General features: G+C 64.0%; 16 protein-coding genes. 8 read left to right on the top strand and 8 right to left on the bottom strand.

All coding sequences use genetic code 11. The annotated features are described in order from the left end of the window. The first annotated feature begins 67 nt into the window (after positions 1-67). On the top strand, positions 68-2,008 hold the full coding sequence (locus AB1286_RS00440; RefSeq protein WP_430361405.1) for an ATP-binding cassette domain-containing protein: 1,941 nt from the start codon (positions 68-70) through the stop codon (positions 2,006-2,008). An 80-nt stretch (positions 2,009-2,088) separates the two neighbouring features. Next, positions 2,089-3,210: a CaiB/BaiF CoA transferase family protein gene (locus tag AB1286_RS00435; RefSeq protein WP_430361404.1), complete on the top strand. Its 1,122-nt coding sequence runs from the start codon at positions 2,089-2,091 to the stop codon at positions 3,208-3,210. Positions 3,211-3,231: 21 nt separating this feature from the next. On the opposite strand, the gene radA is transcribed toward AB1286_RS00435, so the two are convergent. Both radA and alr read right to left on the bottom strand, forming a co-directional pair. Then, entirely contained in the window at positions 3,232-4,608 is a 1,377-nt protein-coding gene (radA, locus tag AB1286_RS00430; protein WP_430361403.1) for a DNA repair protein RadA, read from the bottom strand. Between the two features lie 68 nt (positions 4,609-4,676). Then, positions 4,677-5,747, bottom strand: coding sequence for an alanine racemase (gene alr, locus AB1286_RS00425; RefSeq protein WP_430361402.1), 1,071 nt, complete (start codon positions 5,745-5,747; stop codon positions 4,677-4,679). 218 nt (positions 5,748-5,965) lie between these two features. Between alr and lplT the strand changes: the two genes are divergently transcribed. After that, entirely contained in the window at positions 5,966-7,273 is a 1,308-nt protein-coding gene (gene lplT, locus AB1286_RS00420) for a lysophospholipid transporter LplT (protein ID WP_430361401.1), read from the top strand. A 28-nt stretch (positions 7,274-7,301) separates the two neighbouring features. Then, a complete protein-coding gene (gene thiD, locus AB1286_RS00415; protein WP_430361400.1) occupies positions 7,302-8,111 on the top strand; it encodes a bifunctional hydroxymethylpyrimidine kinase/phosphomethylpyrimidine kinase in 810 nt (269 codons plus the stop codon). Positions 8,112-8,157: 46 nt separating this feature from the next. On the opposite strand, the gene AB1286_RS00410 is transcribed toward thiD, so the two are convergent. From AB1286_RS00410 to tsaB, 4 genes are read right to left on the bottom strand one after another with little or no spacing between them, the layout of a single operon-like run. Continuing rightward, complete coding sequence (locus tag AB1286_RS00410; RefSeq protein ID WP_430361399.1) at positions 8,158-9,147, bottom strand: DUF1853 family protein; 990 nt, start codon at positions 9,145-9,147, stop codon at positions 8,158-8,160. After that, positions 9,144-10,142 carry a uracil-DNA glycosylase family protein gene (locus tag AB1286_RS00405; protein WP_430361398.1) on the bottom strand — a complete coding sequence of 333 codons (999 nt, stop codon included), beginning with the start codon at positions 10,140-10,142 and terminating at the stop codon, positions 9,144-9,146. Before AB1286_RS00405 ends, AB1286_RS00410 begins: the two co-directional genes overlap by 4 nt. After that, on the bottom strand, positions 10,142-10,624 hold the full coding sequence (gene rimI, locus AB1286_RS00400; protein WP_430361397.1) for a ribosomal protein S18-alanine N-acetyltransferase: 483 nt from the start codon (positions 10,622-10,624) through the stop codon (positions 10,142-10,144). Before rimI ends, AB1286_RS00405 begins: the two co-directional genes overlap by 1 nt. Next, on the bottom strand, positions 10,621-11,385 hold the full coding sequence (gene tsaB / locus AB1286_RS00395) for a tRNA (adenosine(37)-N6)-threonylcarbamoyltransferase complex dimerization subunit type 1 TsaB (protein WP_430361396.1): 765 nt from the start codon (positions 11,383-11,385) through the stop codon (positions 10,621-10,623). Before tsaB ends, rimI begins: the two co-directional genes overlap by 4 nt. A gap of 139 nt (positions 11,386-11,524) precedes the next feature. Here tsaB and AB1286_RS00390 point away from each other — a divergent pair, with 139 nt between their 5' ends. From AB1286_RS00390 to aceA, 3 genes are all read left to right on the top strand, one after another. Continuing rightward, positions 11,525-11,794: an acyl-CoA-binding protein gene (locus tag AB1286_RS00390; RefSeq protein ID WP_430361395.1), complete on the top strand. Its 270-nt coding sequence runs from the start codon at positions 11,525-11,527 to the stop codon at positions 11,792-11,794. A 427-nt stretch (positions 11,795-12,221) separates the two neighbouring features. After that, positions 12,222-13,793, top strand: a complete 1,572-nt coding sequence (locus AB1286_RS00385) for a DEAD/DEAH box helicase (RefSeq protein ID WP_430361394.1) — start codon at positions 12,222-12,224, stop codon at positions 13,791-13,793. Positions 13,794-14,171: 378 nt separating this feature from the next. Continuing rightward, positions 14,172-15,479, top strand: a complete 1,308-nt coding sequence (aceA, locus tag AB1286_RS00380; protein ID WP_430361393.1) for an isocitrate lyase — start codon at positions 14,172-14,174, stop codon at positions 15,477-15,479. Positions 15,480-15,599: 120 nt separating this feature from the next. On the opposite strand, the gene AB1286_RS00375 is transcribed toward aceA, so the two are convergent. Both AB1286_RS00375 and AB1286_RS00370 read right to left on the bottom strand, forming a co-directional pair. Next, complete coding sequence (locus tag AB1286_RS00375) at positions 15,600-16,034, bottom strand: universal stress protein (protein WP_430361392.1); 435 nt, start codon at positions 16,032-16,034, stop codon at positions 15,600-15,602. Positions 16,035-16,234: 200 nt separating this feature from the next. Further along, the gene (locus tag AB1286_RS00370; protein WP_430361391.1) at positions 16,235-17,137 is read right to left on the bottom strand and encodes a LysR family transcriptional regulator; all 903 of its coding nucleotides are present in this window, start codon (positions 17,135-17,137) and stop codon (positions 16,235-16,237) included. A gap of 140 nt (positions 17,138-17,277) precedes the next feature. Between AB1286_RS00370 and AB1286_RS00365 the strand changes: the two genes are divergently transcribed. Beyond that, the gene (locus tag AB1286_RS00365) at positions 17,278-18,018 is read left to right on the top strand and encodes a haloacid dehalogenase type II (RefSeq protein ID WP_430361390.1); all 741 of its coding nucleotides are present in this window, start codon (positions 17,278-17,280) and stop codon (positions 18,016-18,018) included. The last annotated feature ends 70 nt before the right edge of the window (positions 18,019-18,088 follow it).

The raw sequence follows: 18,088 nt of genomic DNA, 5'->3' as shown, positions 1-18,088 counted from the left end.
CAATGTCCGGCACAGGCCGTGCTCGCGAACGTCTAAAATAGCGCTTTTCGAGCAGCCGGCCCCGCCCGTGATCCGTTTCAATCAATTTAGCCTCGCCCGCGGCGTCAAGCCGCTTTTCGAAGCCACCTCGTTCACGCTGAACCCCGGTGAAAAGGCAGGTCTCGTCGGTGCCAACGGCGCCGGCAAGTCCACCCTCTTCTCCGTGTTGCGCGGCGAGCTGCATCCCGACGCCGGCGATTTTTCGTTGCCGCCATCGTGGCGCATCGCCCATGTGGCGCAGGAAACGCCCGCGGCCGAGAAGACCGCGCTCGAGTACACGCTTGACGGCGATGCGGCCCTGCGCGAAATCGAAGCCCAAATCGCCCAGGCCGAAGCCGATCACGACGGCGAAGCGCTGGCGCATGCACACGCGGCGTTCGCCGACGCCGACGGCTACACGGCCCCGGCTCGTGCCGAAGCGCTACTGCTCGGCCTCGGCTTTACGCTCGCGCAAACTCGGGAACAGGTGGCCAGTTTCTCGGGCGGCTGGCGGATGCGGCTGAATTTGGCGCAGGCGCTCATGTGCCGCTCCGACCTGCTGCTGCTCGACGAGCCCACGAACCACTTGGACTTGGACGCCATCGTCTGGCTCGAAGACTGGCTCGGACGCTACCCCGGTACGCTCGTCGTCATCTCGCACGATCGCGAATTCCTCGATTCGGTCTGCAACGTCACGCTTCACCTCGAAAATCGTCAGGTGAAACGCTATGGCGGCAACTACTCGCAATTCGAAATTTTGCGTGCGCAGCAATTGGCGCTTCAGCAAAACGCGTTCGACAAGCAGCAAAAGACGATCGCCCACTTGCAAAGCTTCATCGATCGCTTCAAGGCCAAGGCGACCAAGGCACGGCAAGCGCAAAGCCGCATGAAGGCGCTCGAAAAAATGGAGCGCATCGCTCCCGCGCACGCGGCCTCGCCCTTCACGTTCGAATTCCGCACGCCCGACGCCGCGCCCAACCCGATGCTCGTCATGGAAGACGTACGCTGCGGCTATCGCACCGACGACGGCATCGAGATCCCGATTCTCGACGGCGTCACGCTATCGGTGCAGAACGGCCAGCGCATCGGTTTGCTCGGCGCCAACGGCCAAGGCAAGTCGACGCTCGTCAAAACGCTGGCCGGTACGCTCGAACCGCTCGGCGGCACCATGCGCGCGGGCCGAGGACTCGTGATCGGCTACTTCGCGCAGCACCAGCTCGAGACGTTGCGGCCGGACGACTCGCCGCTTGCGCATTTGGCCCGCATCGCGCCCGACACGCGCGAACAGGAACTGCGCGATTTCCTGGGCGGCTTCAACTTTTCCGGGGATATGGCCAGTTCGCCGATCGGCCCATTCTCGGGCGGCGAAAAAGCCCGGCTCGCACTTGCGCTGATCATTTGGCAAAAGCCGAATCTGCTGTTGCTCGACGAACCGACGAACCACTTGGATTTGGAGACGCGACACGCGCTCACGATGGCGCTCGCGCAATTCGAAGGCACGTTGGTCCTCGTCTCGCACGATCGGCACTTGTTGCGCGCGAGCACCGATCAATTCATGCTCGTTGCCAAACACCGCCTACAACCTTTCGACGGCGATCTGGACGACTACCGCGATTGGCTGCTACAGCATGCGGCCGAGACGCGTGCCGCGGCCAAGGCGGCAGCGCCCGGCGAGAACGCGCGCGAGAATGAGACAGCGGCGGGCAATCGCAAGGATCAGCGGCGCCAGGAAGCCGAGGTCCGCCAAAAGCTCGCCCAATTGAAGAAACCGCTGCAAACGCGCATCTCGAAACTCGAAAAGGAGATGGATGCGCTGAACGGCGAAAAGGCCACGCTCGATGCATTCGTCGCCGATTCGGCGAGCTACGAGCCGGCTATGAAGACCAAGCTGACCGACGCGCTCAAACGCCAGGCCGAAGTCCACGCGCGCCTCGAAGCGCTCGAAGCCGAATGGCTCGATGCGCAGGAAGAATTGGAACAAATCGGTTAGGATGCACCGCGCATAGCCGGTGCTCGCGGCCCTTTCGCGCTAGGGCCGAGCCGTGACGATGGATCGACAGGAGGTGTACGTTGACGACCGACGCTCCGCTGCAAGGCCTGCGCGTGCTCGATCTCACGCGCTTGCTGCCCGGCCCGCTCGCGACATTGCGGCTGGCCGAACTCGGCGCCGACGTGCTCAAGATCGAAGAGCCCGGTGCCGGAGACGGCGCGCGTACGATGATGCAAGCACCGGCCGACCGGGCAAGCGGCGTACCGAGCAGCTTTTATCGTCTCGTCAATCGCGGCAAGCGCGAGACGCGGCTCGATCTCAAGTCCGAAACGGGCCGAACCGTCTTGCGCGCGCTGGTGCGCGAGTCGCACGTACTCGTCGAAAGTTTTCGGCCCGGGGTCATGGAAAAGCTGGGCCTCGACTACCGCAGTCTCGCCAAGATCAACCCGAAGCTGGTCTATTGCGCAATTACGGGCTATGGCGCGAGCGGCCCCTTCTCGCAACGGCCGGGACACGATCTGAACTACCTCGCCTACGCAGGCGTACTCGATCAAATCGCCACTTCGGACGGCACGCCCGTCGTCCCGAACATCCAGATTGCCGATTTGCTCGGCGGCGCGCTGCCGGCCGTCAACCGCATCCTCGCGGCGCTTTGGCAAGTCTCGCGCGGCGGGGACGGCGCGTTCGTCGACATATCGATGACGCATTCGATTCACGCCAGCAACATCGTCGCGCGCGCTACGCTCGAAAACGCCGATCGGGGCGCACCGGCGGGTCTCGATGAATTGCGCGCGGGCCACGGGCTCCTCAACGGCGGCGTGCCCTGCTACAACGTCTACCGAACGGCCGATGACCGCTGGCTCGCCGTCGGCGCGCTCGAACTGAAATTTTGGGAACGGTTGTGCCGCGCCTTGGGCCGCCCCGATTGGGCCGCGCGCCACTGGAGCCTAGGCCAAGCCATCGGTGGCCCCGACGCCCTGGCCTTGACCCGGGAACTAGCCGATCACATCGCGACGCATCGGCTCAAAACGTGGATCGAATTGCTCGAGCCTCGCGATTGCTGCGTATCGCCCGTACTCACCGTCGACGAAGCGCGCGAGCACGTGCTGTTCCGAACCGTCGCCGAGAAACCCGCAGCAACGCAACCGTCCGCGCCTCAGGCACAACCGGCGCAAGCGCTGTGGCCCGGCGGCGATCTTTGACGGCCGCGGCCCGGCGGCTCGCTATTCGAGTTCCTTGATCCGGTCGATCGCCTGCTCGATACGATCGACGGCGAGCACCTGCAACCCTTCGATCGGCTGCTTCGGTGCGTTGGCCTTCGGAATCAACGCCGCGGTGAACCCGAGCTTGGCGGCCTCTTTCAGTCGCTCCTGTCCGCGCGGCGACGGTCTGATTTCCCCCGCGAGCCCCACTTCGCCGAATACGATCAGGCCCTTGGGCAGCGGTTTATTGCGCATCGACGAATGAATGGCGAGCAGCACCGCCAGATCGGCCGCGGGCTCGGCGATCTTCACGCCGCCCACGGCGTTCAAGAACACGTCTTGGTCGAAACATCCGATGCCGGCATGCCGATGCAATACCGCCAGCAGCATCGCCAGTCGGTTCTGTTCGAGCCCCACCGCCAGCCGTCGAGGATTCGGCACTTGCGCCGTGTCCACGAGCGCCTGAATTTCGACGAGCAACGGCCGCGACCCTTCCTGCGTGACGAGCACGCACGATCCCGGCACGATCTGTTCGTGCTGCGACAAAAACAGCGCCGAGGGATTGGCCACGCCCCGCAAGCCGCGCTCGGTCATCGCGAATACGCCGAGTTCGTTGACGGCGCCGAAGCGGTTTTTGAACGCGCGCACGAGCCGGAACGACGAATGCGTATCGCCCTCGAAATAAAGGACCGTATCGACGATATGTTCGAGCACGCGCGGCCCGGCCAGGCTGCCCTCCTTCGTCACGTGCCCGACCATGACGATGGTCGTACCCGACTGTTTGGCAATACGCGTGAGCTGCGCCGCGCATTCGCGAACCTGCGCGACGGAGCCCGGCGCGGAGGTGAGCGCATCGGAATAAATCGTCTGGATCGAATCGACGACGGCGACGTCGGGCTGCTCGGCCTCGATCGCGGCTTGAATCTTCTCGAGCTGAATTTCGGCGAGTAGCTTCAGATCGGCCGCATGCGAGCCGGGCTCGACCAGCGCGAGACGCTGCGCACGCAGGCCGATCTGCGCCGCCGATTCTTCCCCGCTGATATAGAGCGCCGTACGTTCCTGCGCGAGCGATGCGAGCGATTGCAGCAATAGCGTCGATTTGCCGATACCCGGATCGCCGCCGATGAGAACGACCCCGCCCGCGACGAAACCGCCGCCGAGCACGCGATCGAACTCGCCGATCCCCGTCGAGAAACGCGGCACGTCGGCCGCTTCGATATCGGCAAGCCGTTGCACCGGCGCGCTCTTCGCAAGCGATTGAAACCGATGCGCGCCCGCGCTAGGCGCCACGGCCTCGACCAACGTATTCCAAGCGCTGCATGAGGGGCACTGCCCCTGCCACTTCGGCGTTTGACCGCCGCATTCCGTACAGGTGTACACCGTCTTTTGTTTCGCCACGCGCGGTCCTTAGCCGTTGTGCCCGATCGTTCGAGAAAACGAGAGTGAAAAATGAGACGAATGCACGCTCACTCGGCCAATACCGGCACGCGCTGCGCAACCGCGCACATCAACTCGTAGCCGATCGTGCCGCATGCTCGCGCGACGTCGTCGATCGGCAACTGCGCGCCCCACAGTTCGACGCGCGACCCTACGTTCGCCGTCGGGCAAGGCGTTAGGTCGACCGTCAACATGTCCATCGACACGCGGCCGATCAGGCGGGTGCGTACGCCGTCGACGATGATCGGCGTGCCCTCGGGCGCGCACCGCAGGTAGCCGTCCGCATAGCCGCAGGCCACCACGCCGATGCGCATCGGCGCAGGTGCGGTGAACGTCGAACCGTAGCCGACGGTCTGTCCCTTTGCCAGCGTTTGTACGGCGATGAGCTCCGACGCAAGCGTCATGGCGGGTTGCAGGCCGACGTCTTCCACCGACGACGTCATGCCCGTCGGCGATGCGCCATATAGGACGATGCCGGGGCGAACCCAGTCGAAGTGGGCACGCGGATGCCAGAGCGTCGCGGCCGAATTCGAGAGGCTGCGCGCGCCGGCGATGCCTTCGGCGCCGCGCTCGAACGCATCGATCTGGTAATCGATGCCTCGTTCGCCGTCCGCGTCTGAAAAATGGGTCATGAGCACGATTTGCCCGACGCCGGGGCAGGCGCGCGCACGCTCCCACGCCGCGCGAAACTTCTCGGGCGTGTAGCCGAGCCGGTTCATGCCGCTGTTCATCTTCAGTTGAATATTGACGGGCTTGGACAGGCGCGCCATTTCGAGCATGCGCAATTGCTCGTCGCTATGGACCGTGGTGGTCAAGCTGTACCGGTCGATGACGTCGATATCCGTCGGACGGAAAAAACCTTCCAGCAGAAGAATCGGGCCGGCCCAACCGAGTTCCCGTAGCTTTACGGCCTCTTCGAGGTCGAGCAAGCCGAACCCGTCGGTCGCCCGCAAGCCGGGGAACGCCCGGGCGAGCCCGTGGCCGTAGGCGTTGGCCTTGACGACGGCCCACACTTTGGAATTAGGGGCGCGCAAGCGGACACAAGCGAGATTGTTGGCCAGAGCTGCGGTGTGGATGGTGGCGAGAAGCGGGCGCGGCATGACGTTTTCGTATGAGGCACGGGGCCTATCAGGATGGGATGGCGCGTAATCGGACGCTTGGCGGGTAGCCATGCGCCGCTCGGGCGGCGCGCCGGCCGTCCGAAGCCACCTATTTTCGTGATATAAAGCCGTGCGCACAACCCATTTCGAACGGCCTAAGTCCTAACGCGTCATTCGCGTCCGGGGAGGACGCGCCGCAAAGGACCGCAACGCATCAGATGAAAAAAGGTTTTTACTCCATCATGGCCGCGCAGTTTTTCTCGTCGCTGGCCGATAGCGCCCTTCTGATTGCCGCCATTGCTCTACTCAAAGATCTCCATGCCCCGAACTGGATGACGCCGCTGCTCAAGCTGTTCTTCGTCCTGTCGTATGTCGTGCTCGCCGCGTTCGTCGGCGCTTTCGCCGATTCGCGGCCCAAGGGGCGGGTCATGTTCGCGACCAACACGATCAAGATCGTGGGTTGTTTCTTCATGATGGGCGGCGCTCACCCGCTGGCGGCGTATGGGATCGTCGGCTTCGGCGCGGCCGCCTACTCGCCGGCCAAGTATGGGATTCTGACGGAGTTGCTGCCGCCCGAACGGCTCGTTGCCGCCAACGGGTGGATCGAGGGCACCACGGTCGCCTCGATCATCCTCGGCACGGTGCTGGGCGGCGCCTTGATCAGCCCGCATATCGCCGCGCACGTGCTCAAGCATCGGATTCCCCTCGTTCATACGCCGGCCGAAGCCGCGATGCTCGTCATCATGGGCATTTACGTCATCGCCGCCATCTTCAATCTGCGCATTCCCGACACGGGCGCCCGCTACCCGAAGCAGCAGCACGGGCCGATCAGACTCATCACCGATTTCGCCGACTGTTTTCTGGCGCTGTGGCGCGATAAGCTCGGCCAAATTTCGCTCGCCGTCACGACGCTGTTCTGGGGTGCCGGCGCCACGCTGCAATTCATCGTCCTCAAGTGGGCCGAGGTCTCGCTGGGCATGTCGCTGTCCGAAGGCGCCATCTTGCAGGCGATCGTCGCCGTAGGCGTCGCGGGCGGCGCCATCCTCGCCGCGGCGCGGGTGCCGCTCAAGAAGTCGCTGACCGTTTTGCCGGTGGGCATCGTCATGGGCCTCGCCGTCATGGCCATGGCGTTCTATACGCGGCAACTCGTGCCGGTCAATTGGGGCTTTTATTTCGGCCGCGTCCACGTGCCGGGTTATCTGATCATCGCCTATATATTCTTGATGTTCGTCGGCGCGCTCTCGGGCTTTTTCGTCGTACCGATGAACGCGCTTTTGCAGCACCGCGGACACGTATTGCTTTCGGCGGGCCACTCCATCGCCGTGCAAAACTTCAACGAGAACCTATCGGTGCTCGTCATGCTCTGCCTCTATGCGGTGCTGGTATGGCTCGACGTGCCGGTTTCGGTCGTGATCGTCTTGTTCGGCACCTTCGTCTGTCTCATGATGTGGCTTGTCATGCGCCGCCATCAAGCGAACCAGCGCGCCTTCGATTCGGTCGCGCTGATCGGCGAAATCAAGCACTGAGTTGCATGGCCGCGCGCGGCCTTCCGCCATGACCCATCGTGTCCACAATGTATTGACGATCGCCGGCTCGGACAGCGGCGGAGGCGCCGGCATTCAAGCCGATCTGAAGACGTTCTCGGCACTGGGCGCGTACGGCGCCAGTGTCGTGACGGCGCTCACCGCGCAAAATACGCACGGCGTGCGCGCCGTGCATGCGCCCGATGCCGCGTTCGTCTCGGCGCAGCTCGACGCCGTCTTCGAAGACATCCGCATCGATGCCGTCAAAATCGGCATGCTCGCGAATGCCGACATCGTACGCGCCGTCGCCGATGCGCTGCGGCGCTATGCCCCACCGCGCATCGTGCTCGATACCGTCATTTTGTCCAAAAACGGTCACCCGCTCCTTAGCGCCGATGCGATCGCGGCACTACGCGAAGAGTTGATCCCCATCGCGGGACTCGTGACGCCTAATCTCGATGAAGCCGCGGTACTCGTCGGCGCCGACTCGGTGGCGACCGACGAAATCGGCATGCGCCGGCAAGGCGACGCCCTGCGGGCGCTAGGCGCGCGCGCCGTCCTCATGAAAGGCGGGCACCTGGGCGGATCGCAAAGCCCCGATTGGCTCATCGACGAAACAGGTGAACATCGGCTCGGCGGCACGCGGATCGAGGTCAAGCACACGCATGGCACCGGCTGCACGCTCTCGGCCGCCATCGCGGCGCTAATTCCTCAAAGGCAGGACTGGCTTTGCGCCGTCACCGACGCCAAAGCTTATCTGGCCCAGGCATTGCGCGAAAGCACGCGCCTTCAAGTCGGCACCGGCATCGGTCCACTCCACCATTTTCATCGATGGTGGTAGCAACCGTTTGGGAGCGGCGCGTTCGCCGTGCAACGGCCTTTACGCGTTACGCGCTAGCCTGCGCGTAGGATCTAGCCTGCTCCGGCCAATCGTCCGGTACGACAAACCCGCGCTCGGTCTCGTGCCAACGCCCAAGGACGGAGGCCTGCCGCTCAAACGATGCGACCATGATCGGGCCGGCTTGCTGCGCGAGCCGTTCGGTCAGCGCGTCGGATGTCGAAAGCCCCGCGACATCGACGTCCTCGTTCGCGATCGGCGCTCGAGGAGCAAGCCAATCGAGCCGCGGCAGCACCCGCCAACGCGCGGCGGCGCGCGCGGCGCCGAGCGCCGGCCATTCGCCGCTCGGCACCCAGAAACCACGGCAATGCGAAGGATCGACAGCCTCGGGGATCGGCGGCGCTTCACCCCAGCGGTAGAACAACCAGCCCTTGACGAACATTTGCGGCCGCCACGGTCCCATGTGACCCAGGGCCGCAAATTCTTCGCGCGCCGAAAGCGGCAACTGATGTCCAAGCAAATGCGCGAGTTTCCGGTCGAACCGATCCTGCAAATTCGGACCGACATAGTCAGCCAGTTCGGCGCGGGTACCGCCTGCGTGCAAATAACATTTGACGGCCAACTCCCAGTGCAGCCTACGCCCGCTCGCGCTCTCGACTAGAAAATCGCATTCGCCGATCGTTCGACCGGCGAGCCGCAGCGCGACATTCGCCGCGACTAGCCGGGCCGCCGGACCGTGCTGAAGAAAAAAGGCGAGCAGGCACTCGGCGTAGCGCCCGAGGCGCGCGATCCGCGTGACCGCGAGCGCTTGCTTCAACGGGCTAGGATCGCGGTCGAGCTCCAACAGCCATGCAGCGATCGCAACCGCTTCACGCTCGCTTTCGAAAACGGTCGCCAATTCGCCCACGGGCGGGTGCGCCCGCAACAATGGCGCGCCGGCGAGCAACCAGGCCAGATCCCGCACGGCAGGATCGGACAACGCGCCTTGCAGCGCGTCGAGCGCGGCGGCACTGGCGGCAGCCGGCTCGAGCACGCTCATGACCGCGCCTTATCGTTAGGGATAGCTTGGCGGTAGGTGTCGTAGGCGAGGCACAGATCGACCCACGCCTTGGCCTTGTCCGGCAAGCTGCGCAACAGGTAAGCCGGATGGTACGTGACGATGACGGGCACATCCTCATAGCGATGCACGCGGCCGCGCAGCGACGAAATACTCGCATCGGTCTTGAGCAGGTTTTGCGCGGCGACGCGTCCGAGAGCGATGATGAGTTTGGGCTTGACGAGCGCGACCTGACGCTGCAAATACGGCTCGCATTGCGCGACTTCGTCGGGTTCCGGATTGCGGTTGCCAGGCGGCCTGCACTTGACGACGTTGGCGATGTAGACATTTTCGCCGCGTGCCAGCGAGAGCGCACGCAACATGCTGTCGAGCAGCTTGCCGGCCTGGCCGACAAACGGCTCGCCTTGCTTGTCCTCGTTCTCGCCGGGCCCCTCCCCGATCAACATCCAATCGCCGGCGCGATCGCCCACACCGAACACGGTGTTCGTCCGCTTCTCGCACAACCGGCAGCGTTCGCAATTCGACACGCGCGCTTCGAGGGCTTCCCAGTCGAGTGCGGCGATATCGGCGCTACGGGCCGCGGGCGCAGACGCGGGAGCCGGATCGAAGCCGACCGGGGGCACGGGCTCAAAATCGTCCCATGCCGGTTCGTCTAGCGGCTCGGGCTCGGGCGCAGGCGCGATTCTGATCGTCTTCGCCGTCTCGGGCGGTACCGGCCTCACCGGCGTATCGCCCGGCGCGGATTCTGTCGGCGCGGCGGAAACCGATTGCGACTCGGGTTCGCGCGCAACAGGCTTCGCTTCAACGCTTTGTACGGCTGCGGGCCGCGCGGCCGGGCTTGCCGTCTCGTAAGCGGCCGCTCGCGGTTCCTCGAGCGCCGGTTCGTCTTCTACGACGCCCTGGCCGCTCGGCGCCCCGCGCCGCACCCACATCGTCCCGAGACCTAGCGTCTCGAGCGCGGCTTCATCGAGCGCCATCAGTCGCCCTCCTTCTCGAACGTATAGCGCATGACGAGCGCATCTTCGCGGCTATGACGCCGCGCCGGGTAATAGTTCTTCCGACGGCCGATCGTCGCAAAGCCGAAGCGCTCGTATAGCCGCAACGCGCGGAGATTGGACGGCCGCACTTCGAGCAGCAGACCGCTCAGCCCTTTTCCGCGCGTGATGCGCACGGCTTCGCGCAGGAGGGCGAGACCGGCGCCCGAACCCTGTGCCGACGGCGCGACGCATAAATTGAGCAAATGCATTTCGTCGACGACCGGCATCAGCACGCAATAGCCGACGAGTACGCCCGTCACGTGCCGCATGCAAATCCCAAAATAACCGTTGCGGAGCGAATCTTCGAAATTACCGCGCGACCAGGGAAATTCGTAAGCGTCATGCTCGACGGCCGCGATTTCGTCCAGATCGGCTTCCGTCATCGGCGACAGATAGCGGTCGGCCAGCAACACCCCGCTCATCGCGCCTCCTGCCCGCCTCGCGCCGCGCGCTCGGCCAGCCGCTCGGCACTCGTTTGCGCGACTTTGTCGCGCACGTACTCGGGTGCCGCAAGCTCGGCCGCGACCGTTCGCCCTGCGCGATAGGCGCGCAGCGCCGCCCACGCGAGCGGCTCGGCATGCGGCAGCGCGTCGCCGTCGATCGTTCGAGCCTGGCTGGCCGCCGCCAGACGCGCACCGAACGCATCGGCGGCATTGCCGGCGAGAACGAACGGCGCCGATGGTGCGACCAACGCTTCGGGTGCGCTGAGCGCGGGCGGCGAGAGCGTCTGCCATTCTCCGCCCGCCTCGTCCCACGCGTAGTCGGCCCAATAAACCTCGTCCATGCGTGCGTCGAGCACGGCCAACACACGCGTGGTCGACGGATCGCGGCGCCGGGCATGCTCGGCGCAAACGAGCAGCGTACTGACGGGCACGACGTTCACGCCGAGCCCGAACGCGAGCCCTTGCGCCACGCCGGTGGCCGTGCGCAAACCCGTGAACGATCCCGGGCCCGATCCAAAGGCCACAGCGCTACACTGAGCGAGCGAGAGACCCGCTTCGTCGAATAATTCGCGCACGGCAGGCAACACGCGCGTACTGGAAACAGCGCCGGTCAGTTCGTGGCGCGTCCAAACGCGCGCCGCAGCGGGTTCGGAGGCGGCCGATTGCGCCTGAGCGCAGAGCAATGCGACCGAACAGTATTCGGTCGAGGTATCGAGAGCAAGCAGCACGGTTGATGTCATGGGCGCTATTGTAATGCGGGTCATGCGCCAGTCCGCCGCCCAAGCGCGGGGCCCCGCGTTTGGAAGCATCGCTCGAGCTTTCCGGCGCCAACGCTTGCTATGATCGGCGGCCTTATCGTTTTGCACTGGAGAGAGGATCGTGAGCACCGTCGACACGCAGTTCGAACAAGCCCAAGTGGACGTGAAGGCCCTGCCCGAAAAACCGGGCAACATGACGCTGCTGCGTCTTTACGCCCTGTTCAAGCAAGCCACGGAAGGCGACGTGCACGGCGATAAGCCCGGATTCACCGATATCGTCGGCAAATACAAGTACGACGCGTGGGCCTCGCTCAAGGGCACCGCTCAAGACGTGGCGAAACAGCAATACGTCGAACTCGTCGAGTCGCTGAAAGCCGGCACGGCCAACTGAGCCTCGTCGGCACCGGCGGGGGGCCGCGGACGGCGCCCGCCGAGCCCGCCGTCGACTCATCGATGCGCAACCCCAGCCGGCGGCAGTGGCGCGCCGCAGCAAAAAGCCTTATAATGCGCTCTGCGTTTCACCTGCCGGCCCGCATTAGGTTGTAGGCGTGTGCGGCGCACCGTAGCGTTTTGCTCCAATCTAGTTTAGAACCTGTCCCCTTCCGCCTAGGCCCTTACAAGGCCGTCTCATACCAGGCTGACGGCGATGCCATAACGGCGTCCCGTATCCGATACAGCTTCTAACGAAAAGCTCGCACCGATTTGCGAGCTGCCCCCGTTTTTCGATTTGCTCGCGTGCGTCCGTGCATGCTGAATCCGACGACTTGGGTAATGCCGATTGGCGCCGACGCCTTATTTGCCGTCTTCTTAGGATTCTCATGACTTCGAGCTTCGATTCCAGCCCGCTGAACGCCATTGCCGATCTCGCCCTAGGCCTTCCCGCCGAGGATGCCGCCCCGGCAGACGAAACGGCGGCGGCGCCGTCGGGCCCCACTTTCGCCTCGCTTGGCCTGTCGCCCGAAATCGTTTCGGCGCTGACGGCGGCGGGCTACGCAGCCCCTACCCCGGTGCAGCAGCGCGCGATCCCCGCCGGCATCGCGGGCCGCGACCTGCTCGTCTCGAGCCCCACGGGCTCGGGCAAAACGGCAGCGTTCATGCTGCCGGCCATCGAACGATTCGCGCAAATGCAAAAGACGCAAGCCGCGCAACCGCGTGAGCCGCGCGAAGCGGGCGGCGATCGCCGTCAACGCCGCGGCCCGCCCGTTGCCCGTCCGGGCCTGCTCGTGCTGACGCCGACGCGCGAACTCGCCATGCAGGTGACGACGGCCGCATCGACTTACGGCAAGCATCTGCGCCGCCTGCGCACGGTCAGCATCCTGGGCGGCGTCGCATACGGCCAGCAATTGATGTTGCTCGCGAAGAACCCGGAGATTCTCGTGGCAACGCCGGGGCGTCTGCTCGACCACCTCGAGCGCGGCCGAATCGACTTGTCGCAGTTGCAGATCCTCGTTCTCGATGAAGCCGACCGCATGTTGGACATGGGTTTCATCGACGACATCGAAACGATCGTCGCGGCCACGCCGGCCACGCGTCAAACGATGCTCTTCTCGGCTACGCTGGACGGCAAGATCGGCTCGCTGACGAACCGCTTGCTGAAGGATCCCGAGCGTATCGAAATCGAGCATCGTATCGAATCGCGCGCGAACATCGCACAGACGGTTCACTACGTCGACGACCGCGATCATAAGGATCGTCTGCTCGATCATCTGCTGCGCGACGATGCGCTCGACCAAGCCATCGTTTTCACGGCTACGAAGAGCGACGCCGACCAATTGGCCGGCCGCCTGGCCGATGCCGGCTTCTCCTCCGCCGCTTTGCACGGCGATTTGCCGCAAGGCGCGCGCAACCGGACGATTCGCGCATTGCGCGAGCGTCGCGTGCGCGTGCTCGTAGCGACGGACGTCGCCGCGCGCGGCATCGACATTCCGGGCATCACGCACGTCTTTAACTACGACCTGCCGAAATTCGCGGAAGACTATGTCCACCGTATCGGCCGCACGGGCCGCGCGGGTCGCTCGGGCACTGCCGTGAGCCTCGTGCATCACGCCGAGCAGGGCGCGCTCAAGCGTATCGAGCGTTTCGTTCGCTCGCCGCTGCCGGTCAACGTGATCGAGGGCTTCGAGCCGCGTAAGGCACCGCCGGCGCGCACCGGTAACGGCCGTGGCCGTCCGGGCGGTAACGGCGGCGGCCGGCGCTTCGGCTCGGGCGGCGGCAACGGTGCTTCGCGCGGCAACGGCGATAACCGTGGCGGCGGGAACAGCTACGGCGGTCGCGGCTCGAACAACGGCTCGCGCAGCGGCTATGGTTCGCGTGACGGCTACAGTGCTCGCGACGGACAACCCCGTCGTACCGACGGCCAGCGCAGCGGCGCACGTCGCAGCGGACAATAAACACTTCGGCGCTGTCGCGTCAGTTCGAAAAACCGGTGCTCGCACCGGTTTTTTTTTCGTCCCTATCAAGCGCACGGCACCCATGTCGTCCTTGTTCGAGCCCCTTTTTCACGATGCGAAAAGTTTTTTTGCGTCGTAAAAATTTGTGTTGCGTGGCACAACCCGATGCGTTGCAAGATGGAAAATGTCATTTCTTATCGCGAAATGAATGTCTTAATCAATTGATTTTTATAGATTAAATGCGTTCGAAAAACGTTCGGATGCGCCTATTCCCAAGGCTTCGAATTGCCTAGACTCTTATATAAGAGTTCGCGATCAAATCGGTCGCGATAAGCGAGATTCCGTTCTTCTCTCTTTCAAGCAACAAGGAGCCCCACCATGTCACGCCAACAGCAAGCACAGCAACTGCATCAGCAATGGGAAACCGATCCGCGCTGGAAAGGTATCAAGCGCACCTACAAGGCCGAGGACGTCGTTCGCCTGCGCGGCTCGATTCAACCCGAGCATACGCTCGCCAAGCGTGGCGCAGAAAAGCTCTGGAGCCTCATCAATAACGAGCCGTTCGTGAACGCGCTGGGCGCGCTGACGGGTAACCAAGCGATGCAACAGGTCAAGGCCGGCCTGAAGGCGATCTACTTGTCCGGCTGGCAAGTCGCGGGCGACGCGAACCTCGCCGGCGAGATGTATCCGGACCAATCGCTGTACCCGGCGAATTCGGTGCCGCAAGTCGTGAAGCGTATCAACAATACGCTCACGCGCGCCGACCAGATCCAATGGTCCGAAGGCAAGAACCCCGGTGACGAAGGCTACATCGACTTCTTCGCTCCGATCGTGGCGGATGCGGAAGCCGGCTTCGGCGGTGTGCTGAACGCGTTCGAACTGATGAAGGCCATGATCGAAGCGGGCGCATCGGGCGTGCACTTCGAAGACCAGCTCGCGTCCGTGAAGAAATGCGGTCACATGGGCGGCAAGGTGCTCGTGCCCTCGCGTGAAGCCGTCGCGAAGCTGTCGGCGGCGCGTCTGGCGGCCGACGTCTGCGGCGTGCCGACCGTTCTCGTGGCGCGTACGGATGCCGAGGCAGCCGACTTGCTCACGTCCGACGTCGACGAAAACGATCGTCCGTTCTTGACGGGCGAGCGCACGGTCGAAGGCTTCTTCCGCACGAAGGCGGGCCTCGAGCAAGCCATCTCGCGCGGTTTGGCCTACGCACCGTACGCCGACATGATCTGGTGCGAAACGGGCAAGCCCGACCTCGAGTACGCCAAGAAGTTCGCCGAAGCGATCCACAAGCAATTCCCCGGCAAGCTCTTGTCGTACAACTGCTCGCCGTCCTTCAACTGGAAGAAGAACCTCGATGATGCGACGATCGCGAAGTTCCAGAAGGAATTGGGCGCGATGGGTTACAAGTTCCAATTCATCACGTTGGCGGGCTTCCATGCGCTCAACTATTCGATGTTCAACCTCGCGCACGGCTATGCCCGCTCGCAGATGAGCGCCTTCGTCGAACTGCAACAAGCCGAATTCGCGGCGGCCGAAAAGGGCTTCACGGCCGTGAAGCACCAGCGCGAAGTGGGCACGGGCTACTTCGACGCCGTCACGCAAACGGTCGAGCGCGAAGCCTCGACGACGGCATTGCACGGTTCGACCGAAGACGAACAATTCTTCGACACGAAGAAGGTTGCATAACCGAAGGGACTCGCGAGAGGGACCAGGCTGAACGCGAGCCCCGCATGCGCCTAGCATGCGGGGCTCGCCGTTTCACGCCCGAGGGGAGCCAAGGCAGAAGGCCCCCAAGCGCCCGTTCGTTCAGCGATAAACGATCACGGGAATCTTCGTATGCGTGAGCACCCGCTGCGTCTCGCTGCCGATCAGAAGGCTTCCGAGCCCTTTGCGCCCATGCGAAGCCATGAAGATAACGTCGCATCCCGCGCTTTCCGCGGCTTCGATGATGCCGAGATAGGGTGACGGATGCACGCTGGTTCGACTCGTACACGCGACGCCGGCGCGCTGCGCGGCTTCTTGCACTCCATCGAGATGCTCGCGGGCTTCGCGCTCGCTACGTTCCTGAAAATCGTCGGGCTGCTCGACGATGACCTCCGCGAACGGCGAGTACGGATACTGAGGCAAGCACGCATAGGCGGTAATGCGAGCGCCGACCGTGCGCGCAAGATCGATCGCACCGTCGATCGCCTTTTGCGACAGCTCGGAACCGTCCGTCGGGACCAGGATGTGCTTGAACATGACGCCCCCTTCTCGACATTTGCCGTGTTCGGCACTCAACCACACTCAAGGGAACCCGGGTGCACGCGTCGCCACGCGAACGGGCTCAAATCGATTGTAGTGCCGCGCTCGGTGCGCGACAGGCCTGCCTCTGGTCTGCCCGCATATCGGAAACCCGCGCTCGGCGGGGGCCGCACGGCGCACCACATCGCAGCCGGTCACTATTGCCAGTAGCCCGGTCGCTCATAGGTATGTTTAAGGAAATCGAGAAACAATCGAACGCGCAGCGGCAAATGCCTGCGCTGCGGAAACACGGCATGGATGCCGATCGGCGGCGCGGCGAACGCGTCGAGCACGGTGACGAGTCGCCCGGCGGCGATGTCCTCCCCCGCTTCCCACGCCGAACGCCATGCCAGGCCATGCCCGGCGAGACACCATTCGTGCAAGACGGCGCCGTCGGAGCATTCGAGCGTGCCCGACACCTTGATCGAAACGATCTTCCCATCCTGTTGAAACGTCCACCCGCGCTGCTGGTTCACGCCCGCTGCGAGCGCGAGGCAATTGTGATGGGCGAGATCGGCCAGCGTGCGCGGCATGCCTTGGCGCGCCAAATAAGTGGGGGCGGCCACGCAAACGCGGCGGTTTTCGGCAAGCCGCAACGAGACCAACGAGGAATCGGGCAACTCCCCGAACCGAACCGCGCAATCGAAGCCCTCGTTGACGAGGTCGACCATGCGATCCGACAAATCGAGCGCGATCGACACTTCGGGATGAGCCGACGCGAACGCCGGAATCACGGGCGCCACATGCTTGCGTCCGAAACCGGCCGGCGCCGAAATACGGACATGGCCGCTCGCCTTCACGCCGCCCGCGGACACGCTCGCTTCGGCGTTTTGCATGTCGTTCACGATCCGCTGGCAGTCCTCCAGAAACGCCGACCCCTCGAACGTCAGCGTCAGTTTGCGCGTGGTGCGCACGAGCAGCTTCACGCCAAGCCGCTCCTCGAGCGCATCCAGCCGGCGGCCGACGACGGCCGGTGCGACGCCCTCGGCTTGCGCGGCGGCCGACAAACTGCCCTTCGTCGCCACGGCCACGAAGGTTTCGATTTGTTTGAAACGCGACATACGGTACACCTGTCGAGAAACGATCGATCGGCAGATTATGTATCAAAAAGTCAAAGATCATGTGACTTCCGGTACCTTTTTCATCCCATCAAGTCACAAATAGAATACGTTCCTGACCTTAAGTACAGGGGTATGCGGCCATGACAGCGTCACGACGTTTCCCGAAAGCCGTGCTATTCGACGCCTACGGCACGCTGTTCGACGTGCATTCGGTGGTGGCGGCGGCCGAGCAGTTGTTTCCCGGACAAGGCGACGCGCTCTCGCAGTTGTGGCGCCAAAAGCAAATCGAATACTCGCAGTTGCGCACGCTCGCCGATCTGAACGGGTCGCACTACAAGCCGTTCTGGGACGTGACGCTCGATGCCCTGCGCTACGCGGCGCGCCGATTGGGCTTGCCGCTCGATGCGGCCGGCGAAAAGCGGTTGATGGACCAATACGCGTGCCTGTCCGCCTTCCCCGACACTGCCCCCGCCTTGCGCGCGCTACGCGAATACGGCGCGGCGTCGAGCGGCCGCGCGCTGGGATTGGGGATTTTGTCGAACGGCAACCCGGGCATGCTCGAGATTGCCGTCAAAAGCGCCGGCATCGCCGACTTGTTCGATCACGTCCTCTCGGTGCATTCGGCCCGCGCCTACAAACCGGCCCCCGCCGCCTACGCGCTCGGTACGCGCGCATTCGATGCGAGCGCGCGCGAGATCGTCTTCGTCTCGTCTAACGGCTGGGACGTCGCCGGCGCCGGCTGGTTCGGCTACACGACCTACTGGATCAACCGAGCGGGCGCGCCGTTCGAAGAACTCGATGCGAAGCCGCGAGGCGTCGGCAACGGTATGTCCGATCTCGTCGATTTCGTCAAAACGCTTGCACTGACCGAAAAGGATTGAAGCGGATGTCCTCGCCCGCCACAGCCCCGACGTGCGAGAACGTCGCCCCCAATTGTTGCCATCTGACCGA

It is taken from the genome of Trinickia sp. NRRL B-1857, from assembly GCF_050470685.1.
GTDB lineage: Bacteria > Pseudomonadota > Gammaproteobacteria > Burkholderiales > Burkholderiaceae > Trinickia.
This window is presented reverse-complemented; position numbering and strand designations above follow the sequence as displayed.

What these genes read in the sequence shown, in the direction of transcription:
- alr (WP_430361402.1), bottom strand. Translation starts at nt 5,747, where the DNA reads ATGCCGCGCCCGCTTCTCGCCACCATCCACACCGCAGCTCTGGCCAAC.
- rimI (WP_430361397.1), bottom strand. Translation starts at nt 10,624, where the DNA reads ATGAGCGGGGTGTTGCTGGCCGACCGCTATCTGTCGCCGATGACGGAA.
- AB1286_RS00370 (WP_430361391.1), bottom strand. Translation starts at nt 17,137, where the DNA reads ATGTCGCGTTTCAAACAAATCGAAACCTTCGTGGCCGTGGCGACGAAG.
- thiD (WP_430361400.1), top strand. Translation starts at nt 7,302, where the DNA reads ATGACCCATCGTGTCCACAATGTATTGACGATCGCCGGCTCGGACAGC.
- aceA (WP_430361393.1), top strand. Translation starts at nt 14,172, where the DNA reads ATGTCACGCCAACAGCAAGCACAGCAACTGCATCAGCAATGGGAAACC.
- AB1286_RS00365 (WP_430361390.1), top strand. Translation starts at nt 17,278, where the DNA reads ATGACAGCGTCACGACGTTTCCCGAAAGCCGTGCTATTCGACGCCTAC.
- AB1286_RS00410 (WP_430361399.1), bottom strand. Translation starts at nt 9,147, where the DNA reads ATGAGCGTGCTCGAGCCGGCTGCCGCCAGTGCCGCCGCGCTCGACGCG.
- tsaB (WP_430361396.1), bottom strand. Translation starts at nt 11,385, where the DNA reads ATGACATCAACCGTGCTGCTTGCTCTCGATACCTCGACCGAATACTGT.
- AB1286_RS00405 (WP_430361398.1), bottom strand. Translation starts at nt 10,142, where the DNA reads ATGGCGCTCGATGAAGCCGCGCTCGAGACGCTAGGTCTCGGGACGATG.
- lplT (WP_430361401.1), top strand. Translation starts at nt 5,966, where the DNA reads ATGAAAAAAGGTTTTTACTCCATCATGGCCGCGCAGTTTTTCTCGTCG.
- AB1286_RS00385 (WP_430361394.1), top strand. Translation starts at nt 12,222, where the DNA reads ATGACTTCGAGCTTCGATTCCAGCCCGCTGAACGCCATTGCCGATCTC.
- AB1286_RS00375 (WP_430361392.1), bottom strand. Translation starts at nt 16,034, where the DNA reads ATGTTCAAGCACATCCTGGTCCCGACGGACGGTTCCGAGCTGTCGCAA.